This window comes from Pseudomonas sp. 22082 (assembly GCF_052046055.1).
Taxonomy (GTDB): Bacteria; Pseudomonadota; Gammaproteobacteria; order Pseudomonadales; family Pseudomonadaceae; genus Aquipseudomonas; species Aquipseudomonas pharyngis.
Map to the genome: position 1 here is coordinate 1 of NZ_JBQEQB010000005.1, position 19,614 is coordinate 19,614.

Below are 19,614 nucleotides of genomic sequence, written 5' to 3' on the forward strand. Positions count from 1 at the left end.
AGCACGACCTTGCCAAGGTCGGGGTCGCGAGTTCGAGTCTCGTTTCCCGCTCCAAATTCAAAAAGCGCCGCTTTGCAAAGAGCGGCGTTTTTATTAGTGAAAGTTGTAGCCTGTGTCCCCTTCGTCTAGTGGCCTAGGACACCGCCCTTTCACGGCGGTAACAGGGGTTCGAGTCCCCTAGGGGACGCCATTGCGGGAATAGCTCAGTTGGTAGAGCACGACCTTGCCAAGGTCGGGGTCGCGAGTTCGAGTCTCGTTTCCCGCTCCAAATTCACAAAAACGCCGCTCAGTGATGAGCGGCGTTTTTGTTTGTGCGGTTTTTGTCAGGCAATAGAAAAGGACCTCGCGGTCCTTTTTTGTGGGCCCGCCAATGTGGCGAGCCCGGTACGCGATCAGAGCTTCGGCAATTGCCCGATGCGTCCCATCATTTCGGTGACGATCTGCAGGTCCAGCAGGAACTGGTCAACGGTCTTGAATTCGCCATCGGTGTGACCGGTGTACTTGACCTCAGGTCGCGCCAGGCCGAATTGCACGCCGTTCGGCAGTTCATGCACCGAGGTGGCGCCGGCCGAAGTGCCGAATTCGTGTTTCATGCCCAGGTTTTCGGTGGCCACGGCCAGCAGCGCCTTGACCCACTCACCTTCTGGATTGCGGTACATCGGTTCGGCGATCGAATAGTCGAAGTTGACCGCGACATGGGTCTTCTTGCTCCAGGCCGCCAGTTTGTCGGCGATTTCGCGCTTGAGCACTTCCGGCGACTTGCCCTTCGGCACGCGTAGGTTGACCGCGAGTTTGAAGGTTTTGTCGTCCATGCCGACGTAGGTCAGGGACGTGGTCAGCGGGCCCATGAAGTCATCGGCGAAGCCGACGCCCAGCTTGCCACCCTTGTAATCCAGGCCCCAGTTGTCGGCGGCGTAGTGGGCAGCGTCGGTGATGTGGTTGTGCTTGAAGGCGATCTTGCCGTCCACGCTGTGGATGAAGTCGAGCATGCGCGCGACCGGATTAACGCCGGATTCTGGCTCGGACGAGTGCGCGGAAACACCGGTGACGGTGAGTTTGACGTCTTTGCCATCGACCTTGGCGTTCACTTCGAAATCGCCGCCATTGCGCTTGGCGTATTCAGTGCCGGCCTTTTGCAGGCTGGCCGCAAGCTCGGCGGGTTTGTCAGTCACCAGCGTGACGACCGAAACCGATGGAATCTGGTTGGTCGCCAGGCCTCCGGTCATCGAGGCGATCTCCGCGCCTTTACCCTCGGCCTTGCGCTTGGCGAACTCGGCCATGACGGTGCCGTAGCCTTTTTCCGCAATCACTACGGGATAGCCGCCATCCAGTGCCAGGTTGTACTCGGGCGTCGGGTTGCGTTCGAAGTAGTAGGGAATCGCGTCACCGGTGGTTTCTTCGGTGGTGTCCACCAGCAGTTTGAAATTGCGCGCCAGTGGCAGCTTCTCTTCCTTGATCACCTTCATGGCATACAGCGTCACGACGATGCCGTTTTTATCGTCCTCGGTGCCGCGGCCGTACATGCGGTCGCCGATCAGCGTGACCTTGAACGGGTCGAGTTTGGTGCCGTCCTTCAGCACCCAGTTTTCCGGCGTTACCGGCACCACGTCGGCGTGAGCATGAATGCCGACGACGTCCTTGCCGCTGCCGTCGAGGGAGATTTCGTAGACGCGGTTGTCGATGTTGCGGTAGTTCAGGCCGAAAGACTCAGCCAGATCCTTGATCTTGCCGGCGATCTTGATGAATTCGGGGTTGTCGTGCTGATCGACACCGTCCTTGCGGAAGGTCGGGATTTCCACCAGTTCGCGCAGGGTTTCCAGCGCAGCTTTGCCGTACTTCACGCGGGTGTACAGACCGAGCAGGCGATGGATTTCGTTTTGCTGTTCGGCGGTCAGCGTCTTGTTGTCGAGGAAGGCGCTGATGGCAGGGCGCAGATCGTCGGTCTTGCTCAGGTCGTTCTTGGCCAGATCACCGAGAAATGCTCTGAAGTCACTGACCTTTGCCTCATTGAAGGTCTTGAGAATGGTCGCGCTCTGCTGCTCGGTTAGGTTGGCTTGGGCTGGCAGCGTGACGGACGAAAGGCTGGCCAGAATCAGCGTCGACGCGGCCAGTTGCTTGAGTGAAAAATCCATTGCTAAGGGCATTCCTTTGCAGGCGATGAGAAGGAGTTGTCTGACCGATGCGTCAGACGGTCTCGCAAACTACCACCACACGAGCGTGCCCGGGAGCCCCCGGAGTGGGACGCGTCGCACAGAAATGCAAAAGCGGCGCAGAATCGAAAAAGCCCGTCCAATCTGTCTGAATCGGGCTTCTCCGATCAGCATGCTTACATCGACAGCACCAGACGCCCGGCAAACAGGATCAGAATCACCCCCATGCTGCGCTCGAACCAGTGGCCCATGCGCATGAACAGCACGCGCACTTTGCTGCTGGAAAAGAACAGCGCGACGATCACGAACCACAACGCATTCACCCCGCACATCCACAACCCGTACAGGGCCTGGATTTGCAGCGGCGTGCTGGCGCTGATGATCGTGGTGAAGATCGCCAGGAAAAACAGCGTGGCCTTGGGGTTGGTGGCGTTGGTCAGGAAACCGGTGGAAAACGCCTTGAACAGCGATTGCTCGACCAGTGGTTCGTCACTGGTCTTTTCGCCTTCCATTGTCGTCTTGGGTTTGCTGCGGATCAGGCTGACGCCCAGATAAAGAATGTAAGCACCGCCGACCACTTTGGCGACGGTCAGCAACCACGGCGTGGTGTGCATCAAGGCGCCGACGCCCAGCAGGGTGTACAGCACGTGCACGGAAATCCCCGCGCCGATGCCCAGTGCCGTGCAGATGCCGACCAAACGACCGAAGCGCACACTCTGGCGGATGGTCACGGCGAAGTCCGGGCCGGGAGCGACCACGGCCAGAAAGTGGATGGTGGCCAGCGCCAGAAACTCGCCCAGATAATTCGATGTCATTTCAGCTCCAGAAAGTCAGGGGTGAGGCATTGCCGCGATAGCCGACAAAAAACGAAAGGCTCAAGCGCGGATCGGCCACGCCCGGCGTTACCGAGTGCATGCGACGCGAATTGAACATGATGAAATCCCCCGGTTCCGGGCGAACTTCGAGGGCGGGCGGGCCGAGCAGTGCCGGGTCGATGCCGTAGCTGTCGCCGCGCATTTCGTCGAAGCGGTCCGGGGAAATGTCGTCTTCCCACATCTGCAACGCGCCGCCTTCGGTCGGCATGTTGAGGTAGACGTTGCAGGCAAACTGCGCCTCCAGGCTGCGGGCCTGAAAACTGTCCGGGGCGTCCTTGGCGAAGATGTCGTGGTGGGCCAGAAAGCACACTCCCGGTTTCACCACGCGGGACAGGCCGACGTACATCTTGCGACCGTAGAGGTTTTCCAGGTGGGCACCCGCCGGCCAGGATTCGTCGAGCATGCAGCGCAAGGTATCGACCGGCGACGAGTAGGGTGCGCAACGGTTACGTAGTTCGGCGATGTTGCTGGTGGCGCGCTCGAAATAATCTTCGATCAGCAGCGGCTGGTTTTCCGCCTCGTAGAACGCCATGCCGATGCGGCCGATGCTCGGCGCGTTGATGTAGCCCTCGAAGCCGGGGGCGAGGATCTTGTCGCCAATCTGGATTGCCTGCGCCTGGGGCAGAAAGCCTTTGAAGCGGATGGCGAGGACTTCTTCGTTGGCCAGTTTTTTTATGCACGTCTCATCGAGACGCTCGACGTCAAGCATCATGGTTTCAGGTCCATCTATCGAATAGTCAACGGAACCGGCGAACGCGGTTCCCCCGGCGTCGGACGCTGCATCTGGCAGCGCCCGAAATCCTCAATCCACGCTGTAGTGGACGGACAACGTGCCTTTCTTCTGCGAAAGGGACGCGATCGTGACTGTGCCCAAATCCTTCAGGCTGCGTACATGGGTGCCACCGCAGCCATAGGCTGGCAGTTCACCGAAACCGATTTCCCGCGCGCCTTCGCGCAGGGACGTCAGGCGTGGCAGGTCGTGTTCGATCCATTGCCCGATGCCGTATTGAACGGTTTGCGCATCGACTTCCTGGGCCGAATCTCCGGGTTTGAATTGAACCCGGCCCTCGTCCGGCCAGTGGTGCGCCTTGATCGGCATCCAGCCCATGGCCTGGACGAAGTGGCCGATCAAATGTCCGGCAGAGTGCATGCGGGTGTTGAAGCGGCGGCGTTCTTCGTCGACGCGAATCTGGGTCATGCCCAGTGGCACCGGCTGATCGACAAAATGAATGATCCGGTCCGGTTCCTGGACGACGCGCAGAACCTTGCTTTCGCCAATCCAACCGGTATCGCAGGGTTGGCCACCGCCCTGGGGATGGAAAAGCGTGGCGCGCAACACAACGGCGAACTCGTTCTGGTGGGGCGTGCAGTCGAGGACTTCCACATTGGCCTTGAGGTCATCACTATGGAAAAAGAGGCGAAGCGTCATATTCCATGCCCTTATTAAAGTTTCTTTTTTAATTATATGAATCGTGCAATAACGTGATAATCCGTTCAAACATCAAAGGACTGTTGCGCTGTGAGCATAAATCTTCCCCTGCCGCTGCTTGGTGAGATGGCGATTTTCGTCAAAGTCGTCGAGACCGGCAGTTTCTCCGAAGCCGCTCGCCAGTTGGGCTCATCGCCCTCGGCAGTCAGTCGCAGTATTTCCCGGCTGGAGAAAGCGCTGGCCACGCGGCTGCTGCAACGCACCACGCGCAAACTGCGCTTGAGCGACGGCGGGGAAGAGGTGTTCAAGCGCTGCCAGGAAATGGTCAGCGCCGCCAAGTCGGTGATGGAGATCAGCGGCCAGTTCACCCACGAAGCCGAAGGTCTGGTGCGGGTCAGCGTGCCGAAAGCGGTGGGGCGATTCGTGATTCATCCGCACATGCCGGAGTTTCTGCGGCGCTATCCGAAGGTCGATGTGGAGCTGTTGCTGGAGGACCGCCAGGTCGATCTGATCGATGACCATGTCGACCTGGCCATTCGCATCACGGATCGCCCGCCGGCCGGACTGGTCGGCCGACAACTGCTGACCATCGACCATTTGCTCTGCGCGACGCCGCAATATTTGGCTGAACACGGGACGCCAACTCATCCCCACGACTTGCTCAACCACAGTTGCATTTACCTGGGCGAAACCCCGAGTGATGCGCGCTGGAAATTCAAGAAAGGCACCAAAGCCGTCACCGTCGGCGTGCGCGGCCGGTATGCCGCCAATCACACCGGCGTGCGTCTGGGCGCCGTGTTGCAACACATCGGTATTGGCAGCCTGCCGTATTTCACCGCCCGTTATGCGCTGGAGCAGGGGCTGATCGTGCAGGTGCTGCCGGACTGGACATTCCTGGCGTCGTACCACGGCGGATTGTGGTTGCTGCATTCGCCGACGCGCTATCTGCCGCCGAAGCTGCGGGTATTCATCGATTATCTGGTGGAGTGTCTGGAGAAAGAGCCGACCCTGAGCAAGCCGGGGAAGTCTGGCGGTGTGAAACCGTTGGCCGAGTACGAATTGCCCGAGAGTGAAGGGCTGCTTTGATTCCATAAAAAAGGCCCGCATGGATCACCGTGCGGGCCTTTTTTTATCGGGCGAAAATCAGTGCTTGCTGTCCTGGGCGGACATCGCCAGCAGCTGTTTTTCCTGGTTCCAGTCGAACGGTTCGTCGTTCTGTTCGGCTTCGTAGCGGCGTTCTTCCAGCGCCTGATACATGTCGATTTCTTCGTCGGACAGGTAATGCAGGCAGTCGCCGGCGAAGAACCACAGCAGATCCCGCGGGATCAGGTGGGCAATTTGCGGGTAACGGGTAATCACTTGAGTCAGGATGTCCTGGCCCAGGTATTGGCTTTCGATTGGCTCGATCGGCAGTGACGCCAGCAGTTCGTCGAAACGCTCCAGGAACAGGGCATGGCTTTCTTCGGGAACCTGATCGGCCTCACCTACGGCGACCAGGATACTGCGCAGATGGTCGAGCAAAACCAGATGATCGGCAACGACGTTGGACACGAGATAAGTCCTCAAGAGCAAAACGGGCGCGGGAGTATAAAGCGCCCGCGCCCGTTTTTCACTGATTGAAGGGATCAGCGGATTTTGCCTTCCGCGGGTTTGAGTTGCTCCTTGTCGAAATCATCGACATCGATCACCTTGCGCCGCGCCGCTTCGGCATCACGCAGGGTCTGGGCTTCCACGGCCTGCAACACGCCGGCTTCCAGCGCCGCATCGATGGCGTGTTCGCCAGCTACCGGTTTGACCTGACCGCTCTTGAGCGACGAGTGCAATTTCTTGTGCAGCGGTTGCGCAGCGTTCAGTTGATCGCAGGCGTGTTGCAGCGCACCGACTGCATCATCGGTCGATTGCGGGCGATAGCAGCCGGCAAGCAGTTCTTCCAGCGCCGGATCGCCCTTGGCCCGGCCGATGACTGCAGCCACCTCGGCACCGAGTTTGTCCGAAGGCCCTTTGTGACGGCGGCCGAACGGGAACACGATCACGCGCAACAGGCAGCCAAAGACTCGGTTCGGGAAGTTGGTCAGCAGTTCATCCAGCGCCTTTTCCGACTGGCCGAGGCTTTCCTCCATGGCCCATCTGAATAGCGGTTCCATGTACGCCGGGGAATCGAGGTCGTGATAACGCTTGAGCGCCGCCGACGCCAGATACAGGTTGCTCAGCACATCGCCCAATCGTGCTGACAATCGCTCGCGGCGTTTCAGTTCGCCGCCCAGCAACATCATGCTCAGATCGGCAAGCATGGCAAAAGCGGCAGCCTGACGGTTGAGCGCACGGAAATAGCCCTGGCTGAGCTTGTCTCCCGGCGCATGTTCGAAATGGCCGAAGCCAAGGTTCAACACCAGGGTGCTGGCGGCGTTGCTCACGGCAAAGCCGATGTGCTTGAGCAGCAGGCCATCGAATTCCTTGAGTGCCTGATCCTTGTCCTCGCGTCCGGCGAGGGCCATTTCCTTGAGGACGAACGGATGGCAGCGGATGGCGCCCTGGCCGAAGATCATCAGGTTGCGCGAAAGAATGTTCGCGCCTTCCACGGTGATGAAGATCGGCGCGCCGTTCCAGCTGCGACCCAGGTAGTTGTTCGGGCCCATGATGATCGCCTTGCCGCCGTGTACGTCCATGGCGTGGCTGATGCACTCGCGACCGCGTTCGGTGAGGTGGTACTTGAGGATCGCCGACAGCACGGAAGGCTTCTCGCCCAGATCCACCGCGTTGGCGGTCAGCATCCGTGCGGCGTCCATCATCCAGGCGTTGCCGCCGATCCGCGCCATGGCTTCCTGAATGCCTTCGAACGCTGACAGCGGCACGTTGAACTGCTCGCGAATCTGCGCGTATTGCCCGGTCACCAGACTGGTGAACTTGGCCGCGCCGGTACCCACTGCCGGCAGCGAGATCGAACGCCCGACCGAAAGGCAGTTCATCAGCATCATCCAGCCTTTGCCGAGCATGTCCTGGCCGCCGATGAGGAAGTCCAGCGGGATGAACACGTCCTTGCCGGAGTTGGGGCCGTTCATGAACGCAGCGCCCAGCGGCAGGTGGCGGCGACCGATTTCCACGCCGGGAGTATCGGTCGGGATCAGCGCGAGGCTGATGCCGAGGTCTTCCTTGTCGCCGAGCAGGTGATCCGGGTCATAGGCCTTGAAGGCCAGGCCAAGCAAGGTCGCGACCGGGCCGAGGGTGATGTAGCGTTTTTCCCAGTTCAGGCGCAGGCCAAGGGTTTCCTGGCCTTCCCATTCGCCCTTGCAGATGATCCCGGTGTCGGGCATGGCGCCGGCATCGGAGCCGGCAAGCGGGCCGGTCAAAGCAAAGCACGGAATGTCGTCGCCCCGGGCCAGCCGTGGCAGGTAATGATTGCGTTGTTCGTCTGTGCCGTAATGCAGCAGCAGTTCGGCCGGGCCGAGGGAGTTGGGCACCATCACAGTGGAGGCGAGGTCGCCGCTGCGGGTCGCCAGTTTCATTGCCACCTGGGAGTGGGCGTAGGCGGAGAAACCCTTGCCGCCGAATTCCTTGGGGATGATCAGGGCAAAGAAACCGTGTTCCTTGATGTGAGTCCAGGCTTCCGGCGGCAGGTCCATCGACTGGCCGATCTGCCAGTCGGTGACCATGGCGCAGAGCTCTTCGGTCGGACCGTCGATGAACGCCTGTTCTTCTTCACTCAGTTGCACTTTGGGATAGGACAGCAGCTTGTCCCAGTCCGGACGGCCGCTGAACAGTTCGCCGTCCCACCACACCGTGCCGGCGTCGATCGCGTTGCGCTCGGTCTGCGACATCGGTGGCAGGGTTTTCTGGAACCAGCTGAACAGCGGTGCGGTGAAGTGTTTGCGGCGCAGGTCAGGCAACAGCAGCGGGGCGGCGACCAGGGCCAGCACCACCCAGAAAATCAGCAGCAACCAGCCCGGTGCGTGGCTGAAAATTCCCATCGCCAGCAGGTAAGCGGCAACGATGCCCAGTGCCGGCAGCGGGGCGATGCGCCGGTGGGCCAGATACGCCACGCCGACGATCAGAACCAGTATCCACAACAACAGCATATTTAATCCTCCGTGAACCAGGGCGAACCGACCCTCCAGAGCTTAGACGGCATCTGCAAAACGGGGCGGTCAGAGCAAGGTGATTGAAATCGTGGGAAACCCCGGATGTCTTTTGTAGGTTCGGTGGGCAACACGCGTGGGAAATCGTTCGCCGCTTCCGCGTCTTTACGTGCATGTTTGGCCGAAACGTCGTTATCTCTGTGCTGAACCTCTCGCTAGACTCGGGGCTCAATCAGGAGAATGTCGTCATGCACGAGTATCTGAGCCCCGGCCGCTTCATCGATAGTGACCACCCCTCGGTGGTGGAGTTCGCCGAGCAGCACCGTGGTGCCAGTCGCGATCCGCTCGCGCAGGCGATCAGTCTTTATTACGCCGTGCGCGAGGCGGTGCGTTACAACATGTACACCTTCAGCCGCGACCCGCAGACCTTGCGCGGCAGCTACGCGCTGGCGGCAGGTGAAAGTTATTGCGTGCCCAAGGCCACGTTGCTCGCCGGTTGCGCGCGCCATTGCGGGATCCCCGCACGCATTGGTCTGGCGGATGTGAAAAATCATCTGTCGACGCCGCGTCTGCTTGAACTGCTGAGAAGCGAAGTGTTCGCCATGCATGGTTATACCGAGCTGTTTCTCAATGATCGCTGGGTCAAAGCCACACCCGCGTTCAACCAGAAACTCTGCGAAATGTTCAACGTTGCGCCGCTGGAATTCGACGGCATGAACGACAGCGTTTTTCACCCGTACAACAGCGATGGCGCGCTGCTGATGGAGTACCTGGTCGATCACGGCCAGTTCGCCGATGTACCGGAATCTTTTTTCTTCGAACATCTGCAGAAATGTTATCCGCACCTGTTCAACGATCAGCAGACGCCACTGTCCAGTGACATGCGCGGTGATGTCGGCAGTCTCTGATCCGGCGTATGCTGCCTGCCCATTCACTGGAAAAGAGGCGGTCATGCTGAAGATCTGGGGTCGCAAGAATTCGTCGAATGTCAGAAAGCCGTTGTGGGCTGCCGAAGAGCTCGGGCTTGCCTACGAGGCCATCGATGCCGGTGGCGCGTTTGGTGTGGTCGACACGCCGGAGTACCGGGATATGAACCCGAACGGGCGGGTGCCGGTGATTCAGGACGATGGTTTCGTGTTGTGGGAATCGAATGCCATCGTGCGTTATCTGCTGGCAAAACATGCGGCCGATACTTCGTGGTATCCGACGGATCCGCAGACCCGCGCCACCGCTGACAAGTGGATGGACTGGACGACTTCCAGTTTTGCCGGACCGTTTCGCACAGTGTTCTGGGGCGTTCTGCGTACCCCGGCAGACAAGCAGGACTGGCCGGCCATCCACGCGGCGATCAAGGAATGTGACGGCTTGCTGGCGATGGCCGATCAGGCACTGAAGCACCAGCCGTATCTGTCCGGGAGTGAAATCGGCATGGGCGATATCCCGCTCGGCAGTTTCATTTATGCCTGGTTCGAGATGCCGATCGAGCGCGCGCCACAGCCGAACCTTGAGGCCTGGTATGCGCGGTTGAAACAGCGTCCGGCCTATCGCAAAGCCGTCATGACCGCGTTGACTTAATACCTACTATCGACACACTTGACTGTACTTGTGCGGCGACGGCAAGCACCATTGCGCTCGAGCGCTGCGGTTGTCTTCCTCGCCGCCGGCCTTTTATCAGTCCTTTTTTCCTTACTGGGTGCGTAAATCCGATATGAGTTCCGCTCTGTCCATCCGGCAGCTAACCAAAACCTACGGCAACGGGTTCCAGGCCTTGAGTGGTATCGATCTGGACGTCGCCGAAGGTGACTTCTTCGCCTTGCTCGGCCCCAACGGCGCCGGCAAATCCACGACGATCGGCATCCTCTCGACCCTGGTCAACAAGACCAGCGGCACCGTGAATATCTTCGGCCACGACCTGGACAAGAACCCGGCGGCGCTCAAGCGCTCGATCGGCGTGGTGCCCCAGGAGTTCAACTTCAACCAGTTCGAAAAGACGTTCGACATCGTCGTGACCCAGGCCGGTTACTACGGCATTCCGGCGAAGGTCGCCAAGGAACGCGCCGAGCAGTACCTGACCCAGCTCGGCCTTTGGGACAAGCGCGATGTGCCGTCGCGTTCGCTGTCCGGCGGCATGAAGCGGCGTCTGATGATCGCCCGGGCGTTGGTGCATGAGCCGCGTCTGCTGATCCTCGACGAGCCGACTGCCGGCGTCGACATCGAACTGCGCCGCTCGATGTGGACGTTCCTCACCGAACTGAATCAGAAAGGCATCACCATCATCCTCACCACCCACTACCTGGAAGAGGCTGAGCAGTTATGCCGCAACATCGGCATCATCGACCACGGCACCATCGTCGAGAACACCAGCATGCGTCAGCTGCTCGGACAACTGCATGTCGAAACCTTCCTGCTGGATCTGAAGAACGGCCTGAGCGCTGCGCCGCAACTGGCAGGCTATCCGGCGCGCCTGGTGGACGGCCATACGCTGGAAGTCCAGGTCGACAAGTCCATGGGCATCACTGCGCTGTTCGGCCAACTGGCCCTGCAGAACATCGAAGTGCTGAGCCTGCGCAATAAAACCAATCGCCTCGAGGAGCTGTTCGTGTCCCTGGTGGAGAAGAATCTGTCGAAGGTGGCGGTATGAGTTCCGAGCTGCGCCCCAACCTCGTTGCCCTTAACACCATCGTTTACCGCGAAGTCAGACGCTTCACCCGGATCTGGCCGCAGACCCTGCTGCCGCCGGCGATCACCATGGTTCTGTATTTCGTGATCTTCGGTAACCTGATCGGCCGGCAGATCGGTGACATGGGTGGCTTCACCTACATGGAGTACATCGTGCCGGGTCTGATCATGATGTCGGTGATCACCAACTCCTACGGCAACGTGGTGTCGAGCTTCTTCGGCAGCAAGTTCCAGCGTTCCATCGAAGAGTTGATGGTGTCGCCGGTTTCACCGCATACGATCCTGATCGGCTACACCCTTGGCGGCGTGCTGCGTGGCTTGATGGTGGGCGTCATCGTGACGATTCTGTCGTTGTTCTTTACCAGTCTGCAGGTGCATCACCTGGGCGTGACCGTTCTGGTGGTGGTGCTGACGGCGACGATCTTCTCGCTGCTGGGCTTCATCAACGCGGTGTTTGCGCGCAACTTCGATGACATCTCGATCATCCCGACCTTCGTGCTGACCCCGTTGACCTACCTTGGCGGTGTGTTCTATTCGATCACCTTGCTGCCGCCGTTCTGGCAGACCGTGTCGCTGGCCAACCCGGTGCTGCACATGGTCAACGCCTTCCGTTACGGCATCCTCGGTGTGTCGGACATCCGCATCGGTATCGCGATCACTTTCATGCTGGTGGCGACCGTGGCGCTGTATTTCGGTTGCGCACGGCTGCTGGTGAGCGGGCGCGGAATGCGTACCTGATTTCTTCAATGCTGCAATGAAAAACGGCCTCCCACAGTGGAGGCCGTTTTGCATTCAGCGCATGCGACTTTTCTTGCGCCGCGCCCATTGCCGGGCCACCCACCAGCGCCAGTACAGCATCACCAGACAGTAGGCGAGGGCGCCCAGTGCCAGCCCGACCACCACCGAACCCAGCAGGAACGGTTGCCACAGGGTCGAAAGCTCGCCGCTGATCCATTCCCAGGTCAATTCGTCTGGAAGTGTGCGGGCGGGAACATCCATCAGCCAGGCCCCGACTTGATAGGTGCAGAAGAACACCGCCGGCATGGTGATCGGATTGGTCAGCCAGACCAGGCTGACGGCAATCGGCATGTTGCCGCGCACCATGATCGCAAGTACGGCGGCCACCAGCATTTGTGCGGGAATCGGCAGAAACGCGGCGAACAGACCAACGGCCATGGCGCGGGCCACCGAGTGTCGGTTGAGGTGCCAGAGGTTCGGGTCATGCAGCAACGTACCGAGAAAGCGTAAGGATTTGTGTTCCCTGATGCTCGTCGGGTCGGGCATGTAACGTTTGAATAAGCGCCGGGGCATAAGGCTTCTCGGTCGGTTAAGGCGGCAAGTATGTCTGGATTCTACGAACCGCCCATTCAGACTTTGTGACAATTGATAACGACGCCCGTGCCCCGCAGCCGCTATGCCTGAAGGTGGGACTCTCAAGGACGGGCTTATGCGCACAGGGATGATGGCGCTGGCGGTCGGTCTGCTGGCAGCGGTTTTTTTACCGGCCTTGCCGCCGGTCGGGTTATTGCTGGTGTTGCCGTGGGTGGCGCTGATGCTGCTGCCGTTTCGCAGCTATCCACTGGCGTTTTTACTGCTTGGATTCGCATGGGCGGGATTCAACGCGCAACTGGCGTTGAATGATCGACTGCCGTCCCGGCTGGATGGCGAAACGCGCTGGATGGAGGGCCGGGTCGTCGGCTTGCCGCAGAGTGCCGAGGGCGTCGTGCGGTTTGAGCTGGCCGATGCGCGCTCGCGTCACGAGAAGCTGCCGTCGCTGATGCGCCTGGCCTGGTACGCCGGGCCTGAGGTCAAAAGCGGCGAACGCTGGCGATTGGCGGTCAAGCTCAAGCGCCCCGGTGGCTTGCTCAATCCGGATGCGTTCGATTACGAGGCCTGGCTGCTGGCGCAACGCATTGGTGCTACCGGGACGGTGAAGGATGGCCAGCGTCTGGCGCCAGCGCAGTGGGCCTGGCGCGACAGTATTCGCCAGCGCCTGCTTGCCGTTGACGCCCAGGGTCGTAACGGCGCCTTGGCCGCGTTGGTGCTCGGCGATGGTTCCGGCCTCAGTCGCGAAGACTGGCAGATCTTGCAGGACACCGGCACCGTGCATCTGCTGGTGATTTCCGGCCAGCACATCGGGCTGTTGGCAGCGTTGATGTACGCGCTGGTCGCCGGGTTGGCCCGATTCGGATTTTGGCCGCTGCGTTGGCCCTGGCTGCCCTGGGCGTGCGGTCTGGCATTCGCGGCGGCGCTGGGTTACGGCCTGCTGGCTGGATTCGATGTGCCGGTCCGGCGGGCCTGCGTGATGGTTGCGCTGGTGCTGCTGTGGCGTTTGCGCTTCCGCCACCTCGGTGCATGGTGGCCATTGCTGCTGGCCTTCAATGGCGTGTTGTTGATGGATCCGCTGGCCAGCTTGCGTCCGGGGTTGTGGCTGTCTTTCGCGGCGGTGTCTGTGTTGATCTTCACCTTCGGCGGCCGTCTGGGGCCGTGGCGCTGGTGGCAAACCTGGACGCGCGCGCAGTGGTTGATCGCGATCGGCTTGTGCCCGGTGCTGGTGGCGTTGAGTCTGCCGATCAGTCTCAGCGGGCCACTGGCCAATCTGCTGGCGGTGCCGTGGGTCAGTTTTGCGGTGCTGCCGCCGGCGTTGCTCGGGACTTTGTTGCTGTCAATTCCTCATGTCGGCGAAGGGCTGCTGTGGCTGGCCGGCGGACTGATCGATGGATTGTTCCGGGCGCTGGCCATGATTGCCGGGCGCTGGCCGGCGTGGGTACCGACGACGATGGCGTGGTGGGTCTGGGCGCTGGGAGGTCTTGGTTCTCTGTTGTTATTGCTGCCCCGAGGCGTTCCCCTGCGTCCCTTGGGCTGGCCGTTGCTGCTGGTGCTGGCATTCCCACCGCGAGAACGGCTGGCCGAAGGTGTGGCGGATGTCTGGCAACTGGATGTCGGGCAGGGCCTGGCGATTCTAGTCCGCACCCGTAACCACACAATGCTTTACGACAGCGGCCCGCGCTTCGGTGATTTCGATGTCGGCGAGCGGGTGGTGTTGCCAGCCTTGCACAAACTGGGCGTCGAGCGACTCGACCTGATGCTGCTCAGCCATGCCGATGCCGATCACGCGGGTGGTGCACTCGCCGTGGCGAAAGGACTGGCCGTCAGTCGGGTCATCAGTGGCGACCCGCCGGGTCTGCCCGAGGCGCTGAACGCCGAGGCCTGTGAAAGCGGTCGGCAATGGCAGTGGGACGGCGTTGCCTTTCATCTATGGCAATGGGCAGAAGCCCACGACAGCAACCAGCGTTCCTGCGTGTTGCAGATCGAAGCCAACGGCGAGCGGTTGCTGCTGACCGGTGACATCGACAGCGCTGCCGAACGGGATTTGCTTTACAGCGCACTGGCGGTTCCGACCCAGTGGCTGCAAGCCCCGCACCATGGCAGCCGCAGTTCCTCATCGATGGCCTTGCTCAAGGTTTTGCAGCCCCAGGCCGTGCTGATCTCCCGGGGGCAGGGCAACTCGTTCGGCCATCCACACCCGACGGTCATCGCCCGCTACCGCAAACAGGGAATACACATCCACGACAGTGCCGAGCTGGGCGCCATTCATCTGCAACTGGGGCGGTTTCAGCCGGCCCGGTCGATGCGTCAACAACGCCGGTTCTGGCGCGCCCCGCCGTTGCCGGGGGCGGAGTACCGTTGAGCACGGTCGTCGGGGCGACGGGTCTTTATCACGAACCGGTATGGTAAAGTGGCGCACTTTTTCGAGGGGGCTGTCACTGTGTGGGAATTGGTCAAATCCGGCGGCTGGATGATGTTGCCGATCATTCTGAGTTCCATCGCCGCCATGGCGATCGTCGCCGAGCGCCTGTGGACCCTGCGCGCCAGTCGCGTCACCCCTGAGCATCTGCTGGGTCAGGTCTGGGTCTGGATCAAGGACAAGCAGCTCAACAAGGAAAAACTCAAGGAATTGCGCGCCAACTCGCCGCTGGGGGAAATCCTCGCCGCAGGCCTGGCCAACTCCAAGCATGGTCGCGAGATCATGAAAGAGTGCATTGAAGAAGCGGCCGCCCGGGTCATCCACGAGCTGGAACGCTACGTCAACGCGCTGGGCACCATTGCCGCCATGTCGCCGTTGCTGGGTCTGCTGGGCACGGTGCTGGGCATGATCGATATTTTCAGTGCCTTCACCGGCTCCGGCATGACCACCAATGCTGCGGTGCTGGCCGGCGGTATTTCCAAGGCGCTGATCACTACCGCTGCGGGCCTGATGGTCGGTATTCCGGCAGTGTTCTTCCACCGTTTCCTGCAACGCCGCATCGATGAACTGGTGGTGGGCATGGAACAGGAAGCGATCAAACTGGTGGAAGTGGTGCAGGGCGACCGTGACGTCGATCTGGCCGGGGGCAAAGCGTGAAATTCCGTCGCAAGCCCCGGGAAACCATCGACATCAACCTCGCGTCGCTGATCGACGTGGTGTTCATCCTGTTGCTGTTTTTCGTCGTGACCACCACCTTCACCCGCGAAACCCAGCTGCGTGTCGACCTGCCGGAAGCGGTCAGCGGCTCGCCGGCCGAGGATCAGCAGGTCAAGCAACTGGACGTGGCCATCAGCGCCGAAGGCGTGTTCTCGGTGAACAACAGGATTCTGCCGAAAAACGATCTGGCGACGTTGATGGAAGCCATGCAGAAAGAAGCCAACGGCGACACCAATATGCCGCTGTCGATCAGTGCTGACGGCAAGGCTCAGCATCAATCCGTGATCACCGCCATGGATGCGGCCGGCAAGCTCGGTTTCAGCCATCTGCGCATGACCACGGTCGAGGCGGCGCCCAAATCCTGATGGCCATGTCCGATCGTCTGCTCGCCGCGTGGTATCAGGGGCACCCGGCCCTGACGCTGTTGCGGCCGCTGGAGTGGCTGTACCGCCGCGTGGTGGCGGGCAAACGTCAGCGTTTTCTCGATGGCGAAGGTGAGATCTACCAGTCGCCGGTGCCGGTGATCGTGGTCGGCAACATCACGGTCGGCGGCACCGGCAAGACACCGATGATCCTGTGGCTGATCGAGCACTGCCGACGCCACGGGCTGCGGGTCGGCGTGGTCAGCCGTGGTTACGGCGCCAAACCGGCGCAACTGCCGTGGCGGGTCGACGCTGAGCAGACTGCCGACATCGCCGGCGACGAGCCGTTGCTGATCGTGCAGCGCACCGGCGTACCGCTGATGATCGATCCCGATCGCAGCGCCGCCGTCAGAGCCCTGCTGGACAGCGAGCCGCTGGACCTGATCCTGTCCGATGACGGTATGCAACATTACCGCCTCGCGCGGGATCTGGAACTGGTGTTGATCGACGCCGCCCGAGGCCTTGGCAACCAACGCTGCCTGCCCGCCGGCCCCCTGCGCGAACCGGTCGAGCGCCTGCAAAGCGTTGACGGGGTGCTGTTCAACGGCGCCCTTGAGGATCGCGACGGCGGTTTCGCTTTCCGTCTCAAGCCCTCGGCGCTGGTCAACCTGCGCAGCGGTGAACGCCGGCCGCTCGATCATTTTCCGCCTGGTCAGGCCGTGCACGCGGTGGCCGGGATCGGCAACCCGCAACGTTTCTTCAATACCCTCGAAGCGCTAGACTGGCGGCCTGTGCCCCACGCCTTCGCCGACCACGCCGAATACAGCGTGCAGGCCTTGAGTTTTACGCCGTCATTGCCAGTGGTGATGACTGAAAAGGACGCGGTGAAGTGCCGTGCCTTCGCCGCCGATGATTGGTGGTACCTGGCGGTCGATGCTGTGCCGTCACCGGCCTTCGTGGCCTGGTTCGACACGCAGTTGATGCGCCTGTTGCCGGATCGTCTTTTGCCTTAATCCGTTTTTATCCAGGGAATGTTCATGGACACCAAATTGCTCGACATCCTCGCCTGCCCGGTCTGCAAAGGCCCGCTCAAGCTCAGCGCCGACAAGACCGAACTGATCAGCAAGGGCGCCGGTCTGGCGTACCCGATCCGCGACGGCATCCCGGTCATGCTGGAAAGCGAAGCCCGCACCCTGACCACCGACGAGCGTCTGGATAAATGACCACCGCCTTCACCGTTGTCATCCCGTCGCGTTACGCCTCGACCCGTCTGCCGGGCAAACCGCTGCTGGACATCGCCGGCAAGCCGATGATCCAGCACGTCTGGGAACAGGCGAGCAAAAGCAGCGCCAGCCGTGTGGTCGTGGCGACCGACGATGCGCGTATCGTCGAGGCCTGCAAGGCTTTCGGCGCTGAAGTGGTGCTGACCCGTGAAGATCACAACTCCGGTACCGATCGTCTGGCTGAAGTGGCGGCGAAGCTGGGTCTGGAGCCGGATGCCATCGTGGTCAACGTGCAGGGTGACGAGCCGCTGATCCCACCGAGCGTGATCGATCAGGTCGCCGCCAACCTTGCAGCCCACACCGAGGCGCGCATGGCCACCCTGGCCGAGCCGATCGAAGACGTGGAAACCCTGTTCAACCCGAACGTGGTCAAGGTCGTCAGCGACCTCAACGGTCTGGCGCTGACCTTCAGTCGAGCGACCCTGCCATGGGCCCGCGATTCGTTTGCCAAGAGCCGCGACGTGCTGCCGGAAGGCGTGCCGTATCGTCGTCACATCGGCATTTATGCCTACCGCGCAGGCTTCCTTCAGGACTTCGTGAGCTGGGGTCCGTGCTGGCTGGAAAACACCGAATCCCTCGAGCAATTGCGTGCCCTGTGGCACGGCGTGCGGATTCATGTGGCTGACGCGTTGATCGCGCCGCCGACCGGGGTCGACACCGCCGAAGACCTCGAGCGCGTCCGTCGCCTGCTGGAGGCCTGATGCGCGTTCTGTTCGTGTGCCTGGGCAACATCTGCCGTTCGCCCACCGCCGAAGGCGTGTTGCGCCACAAATTGCGCGAAGCGGGGCTGGCGAATCAGGTCGAAGTGGCCTCTGCCGGCACTGGCGACTGGCACGTTGGCAATCCGCCGGACAAGCGCAGCCAGGCGGCGGCCAAGCTGCGCGGTTATGACCTGTCGGCGCAACGCGCGCAGCAGGTCAGCCGCGCCGATTTCGCCAGCTACGACCTGATCCTTGCCATGGACAACAGCAACCTGCGCAACCTCAAGGCCTTGCAGCCGTCCACCGGCAAGGCCGAGCTGGACTTGTTCCTGCGCCGCTACGAAGGTGAAGTCGACGAGGTGCCGGATCCGTATTACGACGGCGATCAGGGCTTCGAGCAGGTGCTGGATCTGATCGAGCGTGCCTGCGATCAGCTGTTGATTGAAGTGAAGGGGCGGTTATGAGTTTGCAGATACAACCGCAGGTTTCCCTGAAACCCTTCAATACCTTTGGCGTTGACGTTCGCGCGCAGCTGTTTGCCGAAGCTCACAGTGACGCCGATGTGCGCGAAGCCCTGGCTTACACGACTTCTCACAACGTGCCGTTGCTGGTGATCGGCGGCGGCAGCAACCTGTTGCTCACGGCGGATATCCCGGCACTGGTGCTGCGCATGGCCAGCCGTGGCATTCGTGTCATCAGCGACGACGGCAGCCGCGTGGTGATTGAAGCCGAAGCCGGTGAGCCGTGGCACCCGTTCGTGCAGCACACGCTGGCGCAGGGTTTTTCCGGGCTGGAGAATCTCAGCCTGATCCCCGGCACTGTTGGCGCTGCGCCGATGCAGAACATCGGTGCTTACGGCGTCGAGATCAAGGATGTGTTCGCCGGCCTGACGGCGCTGGATCGCCAGACCGGCGAGCTGCGCGACTTCAGCCTGGAAGAGTGCAACTTTGCCTACCGCGATAGTGTGTTCAAGCAGCAGCCGGGTCGTTGGCTGATTCTGCGGGTGCGCTTCGCACTGGACCGAGTCGCGCATTTGCATCTGGAATACGGTCCGGTGCGTCAGCGTCTGACCGAGCAGGGCATCGAGCAGCCGACGCCGACAGACGTCAGTCGAGCGATCTGCAGCATCCGCAGCGAAAAACTGCCGGACCCGGCGGTGCTCGGCAATGCCGGTAGCTTCTTCAAGAACCCGCTGGTGTCGGCGGCCGTGGTTGCACAGATCAAGGCGCAGCATCCGGATCTGGTGGCCTACGCGCAACCGGACGGGCAGATGAAGCTGGCGGCCGGCTGGTTGATCGAGCGTGCCGGCTGGAAAGGTTTCCGTGAGGCCGATGCCGGCGTGCATAAATTGCAGGCGCTGGTGCTGGTCAACTACGGTGCGGCGACCGGGCTGCAATTGCTCGATCTGGCGCAGCGCATCCAGAAAGACATTTCAGAACGTTTCAATGTCGAGCTGGAAATGGAGCCCAACAGGTATTGAGGCTACGCTTTCAAGGCTGAACCCAAAGCCCTGCACTTATTTAAAAAGTGCAGGGCTTTTTTGTTAATCGCGGGTTAACGTAGCCAGCTAACGATACCAACCATTTGCTCCACCAAA

Annotated in this window: 20 protein-coding genes and 2 tRNA genes; 15 read left to right on the forward strand and 7 right to left on the reverse strand. The window is 61.1% G+C overall.

All coding sequences use genetic code 11. The annotated features are described in order from the left end of the window. Positions 1 to 114: 114 nt before the first annotated feature. Positions 115 to 190, forward strand: a tRNA-Glu gene (locus ACTJK9_RS07325). 2 nt (positions 191 to 192) lie between these two features. Beyond that, a tRNA-Gly gene (locus tag ACTJK9_RS07330) sits at positions 193 to 268 on the forward strand. Positions 269 to 392: 124 nt separating this feature from the next. Here the strand turns inward: ACTJK9_RS07330 and ACTJK9_RS07335 are convergent. The 4 genes from ACTJK9_RS07335 to ACTJK9_RS07350 form a co-directional block, all read right to left on the reverse strand. Then, on the reverse strand, positions 393 to 2,132 hold the full coding sequence (locus tag ACTJK9_RS07335; RefSeq protein WP_440813134.1) for a dipeptidase: 1,740 nt from the start codon (positions 2,130 to 2,132) through the stop codon (positions 393 to 395). 194 nt (positions 2,133 to 2,326) lie between these two features. Further along, positions 2,327 to 2,965, reverse strand: coding sequence for a LysE family translocator (locus tag ACTJK9_RS07340; protein ID WP_011335460.1), 639 nt, complete (start codon positions 2,963 to 2,965; stop codon positions 2,327 to 2,329). Position 2,966: 1 nt separating this feature from the next. Further along, positions 2,967 to 3,737, reverse strand: a complete 771-nt coding sequence (locus tag ACTJK9_RS07345; RefSeq protein WP_064598593.1) for a 2OG-Fe(II) oxygenase — start codon at positions 3,735 to 3,737, stop codon at positions 2,967 to 2,969. 90 nt (positions 3,738 to 3,827) lie between these two features. Further along, on the reverse strand, positions 3,828 to 4,454 hold the full coding sequence (locus ACTJK9_RS07350; protein ID WP_085612107.1) for a hypothetical protein: 627 nt from the start codon (positions 4,452 to 4,454) through the stop codon (positions 3,828 to 3,830). A gap of 90 nt (positions 4,455 to 4,544) precedes the next feature. On the opposite strand from ACTJK9_RS07350, the gene ACTJK9_RS07355 reads away from it, so the two are divergent. Then, entirely contained in the window at positions 4,545 to 5,540 is a 996-nt protein-coding gene (locus tag ACTJK9_RS07355) for a LysR family transcriptional regulator (RefSeq protein ID WP_440813137.1), read from the forward strand. Between the two features lie 57 nt (positions 5,541 to 5,597). Here ACTJK9_RS07355 and ACTJK9_RS07360 read toward each other — a convergent pair whose 3' ends face one another. Continuing rightward, on the reverse strand, positions 5,598 to 6,005 hold the full coding sequence (locus tag ACTJK9_RS07360; protein WP_007950758.1) for a PA2817 family protein: 408 nt from the start codon (positions 6,003 to 6,005) through the stop codon (positions 5,598 to 5,600). Between the two features lie 74 nt (positions 6,006 to 6,079). Then, positions 6,080 to 8,527, reverse strand: a complete 2,448-nt coding sequence (locus tag ACTJK9_RS07365; protein ID WP_440813139.1) for an acyl-CoA dehydrogenase — start codon at positions 8,525 to 8,527, stop codon at positions 6,080 to 6,082. A gap of 248 nt (positions 8,528 to 8,775) precedes the next feature. On the opposite strand from ACTJK9_RS07365, the gene ACTJK9_RS07370 reads away from it, so the two are divergent. The 4 genes from ACTJK9_RS07370 to ACTJK9_RS07385 all read left to right on the forward strand — a co-directional run bounded on the left by ACTJK9_RS07370 (position 8,776) and on the right by ACTJK9_RS07385 (position 11,944). Further along, the gene (locus tag ACTJK9_RS07370; protein WP_085683545.1) at positions 8,776 to 9,435 is read left to right on the forward strand and encodes a transglutaminase-like domain-containing protein; all 660 of its coding nucleotides are present in this window, start codon (positions 8,776 to 8,778) and stop codon (positions 9,433 to 9,435) included. Between the two features lie 43 nt (positions 9,436 to 9,478). Then, positions 9,479 to 10,102 (forward strand): glutathione S-transferase family protein, encoded by a 624-nt coding sequence (locus ACTJK9_RS07375; RefSeq protein WP_440813142.1) that lies wholly within the window; start codon positions 9,479 to 9,481, stop codon positions 10,100 to 10,102. A gap of 133 nt (positions 10,103 to 10,235) precedes the next feature. Next, positions 10,236 to 11,168, forward strand: a complete 933-nt coding sequence (locus ACTJK9_RS07380) for an ABC transporter ATP-binding protein (protein WP_064598582.1) — start codon at positions 10,236 to 10,238, stop codon at positions 11,166 to 11,168. Then, positions 11,165 to 11,944 (forward strand): ABC transporter permease, encoded by a 780-nt coding sequence (locus ACTJK9_RS07385; RefSeq protein ID WP_085612112.1) that lies wholly within the window; start codon positions 11,165 to 11,167, stop codon positions 11,942 to 11,944. The genes ACTJK9_RS07380 and ACTJK9_RS07385 overlap by 4 nt, the downstream gene beginning before the upstream one ends. Positions 11,945 to 11,998: 54 nt before the next feature. Here ACTJK9_RS07385 and ACTJK9_RS07390 read toward each other — a convergent pair whose 3' ends face one another. After that, the gene (locus tag ACTJK9_RS07390; protein WP_085612113.1) at positions 11,999 to 12,517 is read right to left on the reverse strand and encodes a DUF2062 domain-containing protein; all 519 of its coding nucleotides are present in this window, start codon (positions 12,515 to 12,517) and stop codon (positions 11,999 to 12,001) included. A 136-nt stretch (positions 12,518 to 12,653) separates the two neighbouring features. Between ACTJK9_RS07390 and ACTJK9_RS07395 the strand changes: the two genes are divergently transcribed. The 8 genes from ACTJK9_RS07395 to murB all read left to right on the forward strand — a co-directional run bounded on the left by ACTJK9_RS07395 (position 12,654) and on the right by murB (position 19,497). Further along, entirely contained in the window at positions 12,654 to 14,897 is a 2,244-nt protein-coding gene (locus tag ACTJK9_RS07395; protein ID WP_440813145.1) for a DNA internalization-related competence protein ComEC/Rec2, read from the forward strand. 78 nt (positions 14,898 to 14,975) lie between these two features. Next, positions 14,976 to 15,611 (forward strand): MotA/TolQ/ExbB proton channel family protein, encoded by a 636-nt coding sequence (locus ACTJK9_RS07400; RefSeq protein ID WP_163976130.1) that lies wholly within the window; start codon positions 14,976 to 14,978, stop codon positions 15,609 to 15,611. Further along, positions 15,608 to 16,036, forward strand: coding sequence for an ExbD/TolR family protein (locus ACTJK9_RS07405; RefSeq protein ID WP_039770694.1), 429 nt, complete (start codon positions 15,608 to 15,610; stop codon positions 16,034 to 16,036). Before ACTJK9_RS07400 ends, ACTJK9_RS07405 begins: the two co-directional genes overlap by 4 nt. Continuing rightward, entirely contained in the window at positions 16,036 to 17,046 is a 1,011-nt protein-coding gene (gene lpxK / locus ACTJK9_RS07410; RefSeq protein WP_221397906.1) for a tetraacyldisaccharide 4'-kinase, read from the forward strand. Before ACTJK9_RS07405 ends, lpxK begins: the two co-directional genes overlap by 1 nt. 24 nt (positions 17,047 to 17,070) lie before the next feature. After that, complete coding sequence (locus ACTJK9_RS07415; protein WP_003179363.1) at positions 17,071 to 17,256, forward strand: Trm112 family protein; 186 nt, start codon at positions 17,071 to 17,073, stop codon at positions 17,254 to 17,256. Next, complete coding sequence (gene kdsB / locus ACTJK9_RS07420) at positions 17,253 to 18,017, forward strand: 3-deoxy-manno-octulosonate cytidylyltransferase (protein ID WP_039770692.1); 765 nt, start codon at positions 17,253 to 17,255, stop codon at positions 18,015 to 18,017. The genes ACTJK9_RS07415 and kdsB overlap by 4 nt, the downstream gene beginning before the upstream one ends. Further along, the gene (locus tag ACTJK9_RS07425; protein WP_085612116.1) at positions 18,017 to 18,481 is read left to right on the forward strand and encodes a low molecular weight protein-tyrosine-phosphatase; all 465 of its coding nucleotides are present in this window, start codon (positions 18,017 to 18,019) and stop codon (positions 18,479 to 18,481) included. The genes kdsB and ACTJK9_RS07425 overlap by 1 nt, the downstream gene beginning before the upstream one ends. Then, a complete protein-coding gene (gene murB, locus ACTJK9_RS07430) occupies positions 18,478 to 19,497 on the forward strand; it encodes a UDP-N-acetylmuramate dehydrogenase (RefSeq protein ID WP_440813150.1) in 1,020 nt (339 codons plus the stop codon). The genes ACTJK9_RS07425 and murB overlap by 4 nt, the downstream gene beginning before the upstream one ends. Positions 19,498 to 19,614: the final 117 nt, after the last annotated feature.

What these genes read in the sequence shown, in the direction of transcription:
- ACTJK9_RS07365 (WP_440813139.1), bottom strand. Translation starts at nt 8,527, where the DNA reads ATGCTGTTGTTGTGGATACTGGTTCTGATCGTCGGCGTGGCGTATCTG.
- ACTJK9_RS07340 (WP_011335460.1), bottom strand. Translation starts at nt 2,965, where the DNA reads ATGACATCGAATTATCTGGGCGAGTTTCTGGCGCTGGCCACCATCCAC.
- ACTJK9_RS07345 (WP_064598593.1), bottom strand. Translation starts at nt 3,737, where the DNA reads ATGATGCTTGACGTCGAGCGTCTCGATGAGACGTGCATAAAAAAACTG.
- ACTJK9_RS07425 (WP_085612116.1), top strand. Translation starts at nt 18,017, where the DNA reads ATGCGCGTTCTGTTCGTGTGCCTGGGCAACATCTGCCGTTCGCCCACC.
- ACTJK9_RS07370 (WP_085683545.1), top strand. Translation starts at nt 8,776, where the DNA reads ATGCACGAGTATCTGAGCCCCGGCCGCTTCATCGATAGTGACCACCCC.
- ACTJK9_RS07395 (WP_440813145.1), top strand. Translation starts at nt 12,654, where the DNA reads ATGCGCACAGGGATGATGGCGCTGGCGGTCGGTCTGCTGGCAGCGGTT.
- ACTJK9_RS07375 (WP_440813142.1), top strand. Translation starts at nt 9,479, where the DNA reads ATGCTGAAGATCTGGGGTCGCAAGAATTCGTCGAATGTCAGAAAGCCG.
- lpxK (WP_221397906.1), top strand. Translation starts at nt 16,036, where the DNA reads ATGGCCATGTCCGATCGTCTGCTCGCCGCGTGGTATCAGGGGCACCCG.
- ACTJK9_RS07385 (WP_085612112.1), top strand. Translation starts at nt 11,165, where the DNA reads ATGAGTTCCGAGCTGCGCCCCAACCTCGTTGCCCTTAACACCATCGTT.
- kdsB (WP_039770692.1), top strand. Translation starts at nt 17,253, where the DNA reads ATGACCACCGCCTTCACCGTTGTCATCCCGTCGCGTTACGCCTCGACC.
- ACTJK9_RS07415 (WP_003179363.1), top strand. Translation starts at nt 17,071, where the DNA reads ATGGACACCAAATTGCTCGACATCCTCGCCTGCCCGGTCTGCAAAGGC.
- murB (WP_440813150.1), top strand. Translation starts at nt 18,478, where the DNA reads ATGAGTTTGCAGATACAACCGCAGGTTTCCCTGAAACCCTTCAATACC.
- ACTJK9_RS07380 (WP_064598582.1), top strand. Translation starts at nt 10,236, where the DNA reads ATGAGTTCCGCTCTGTCCATCCGGCAGCTAACCAAAACCTACGGCAAC.
- ACTJK9_RS07335 (WP_440813134.1), bottom strand. Translation starts at nt 2,132, where the DNA reads ATGGATTTTTCACTCAAGCAACTGGCCGCGTCGACGCTGATTCTGGCC.
- ACTJK9_RS07350 (WP_085612107.1), bottom strand. Translation starts at nt 4,454, where the DNA reads ATGACGCTTCGCCTCTTTTTCCATAGTGATGACCTCAAGGCCAATGTG.
- ACTJK9_RS07390 (WP_085612113.1), bottom strand. Translation starts at nt 12,517, where the DNA reads ATGCCCCGGCGCTTATTCAAACGTTACATGCCCGACCCGACGAGCATC.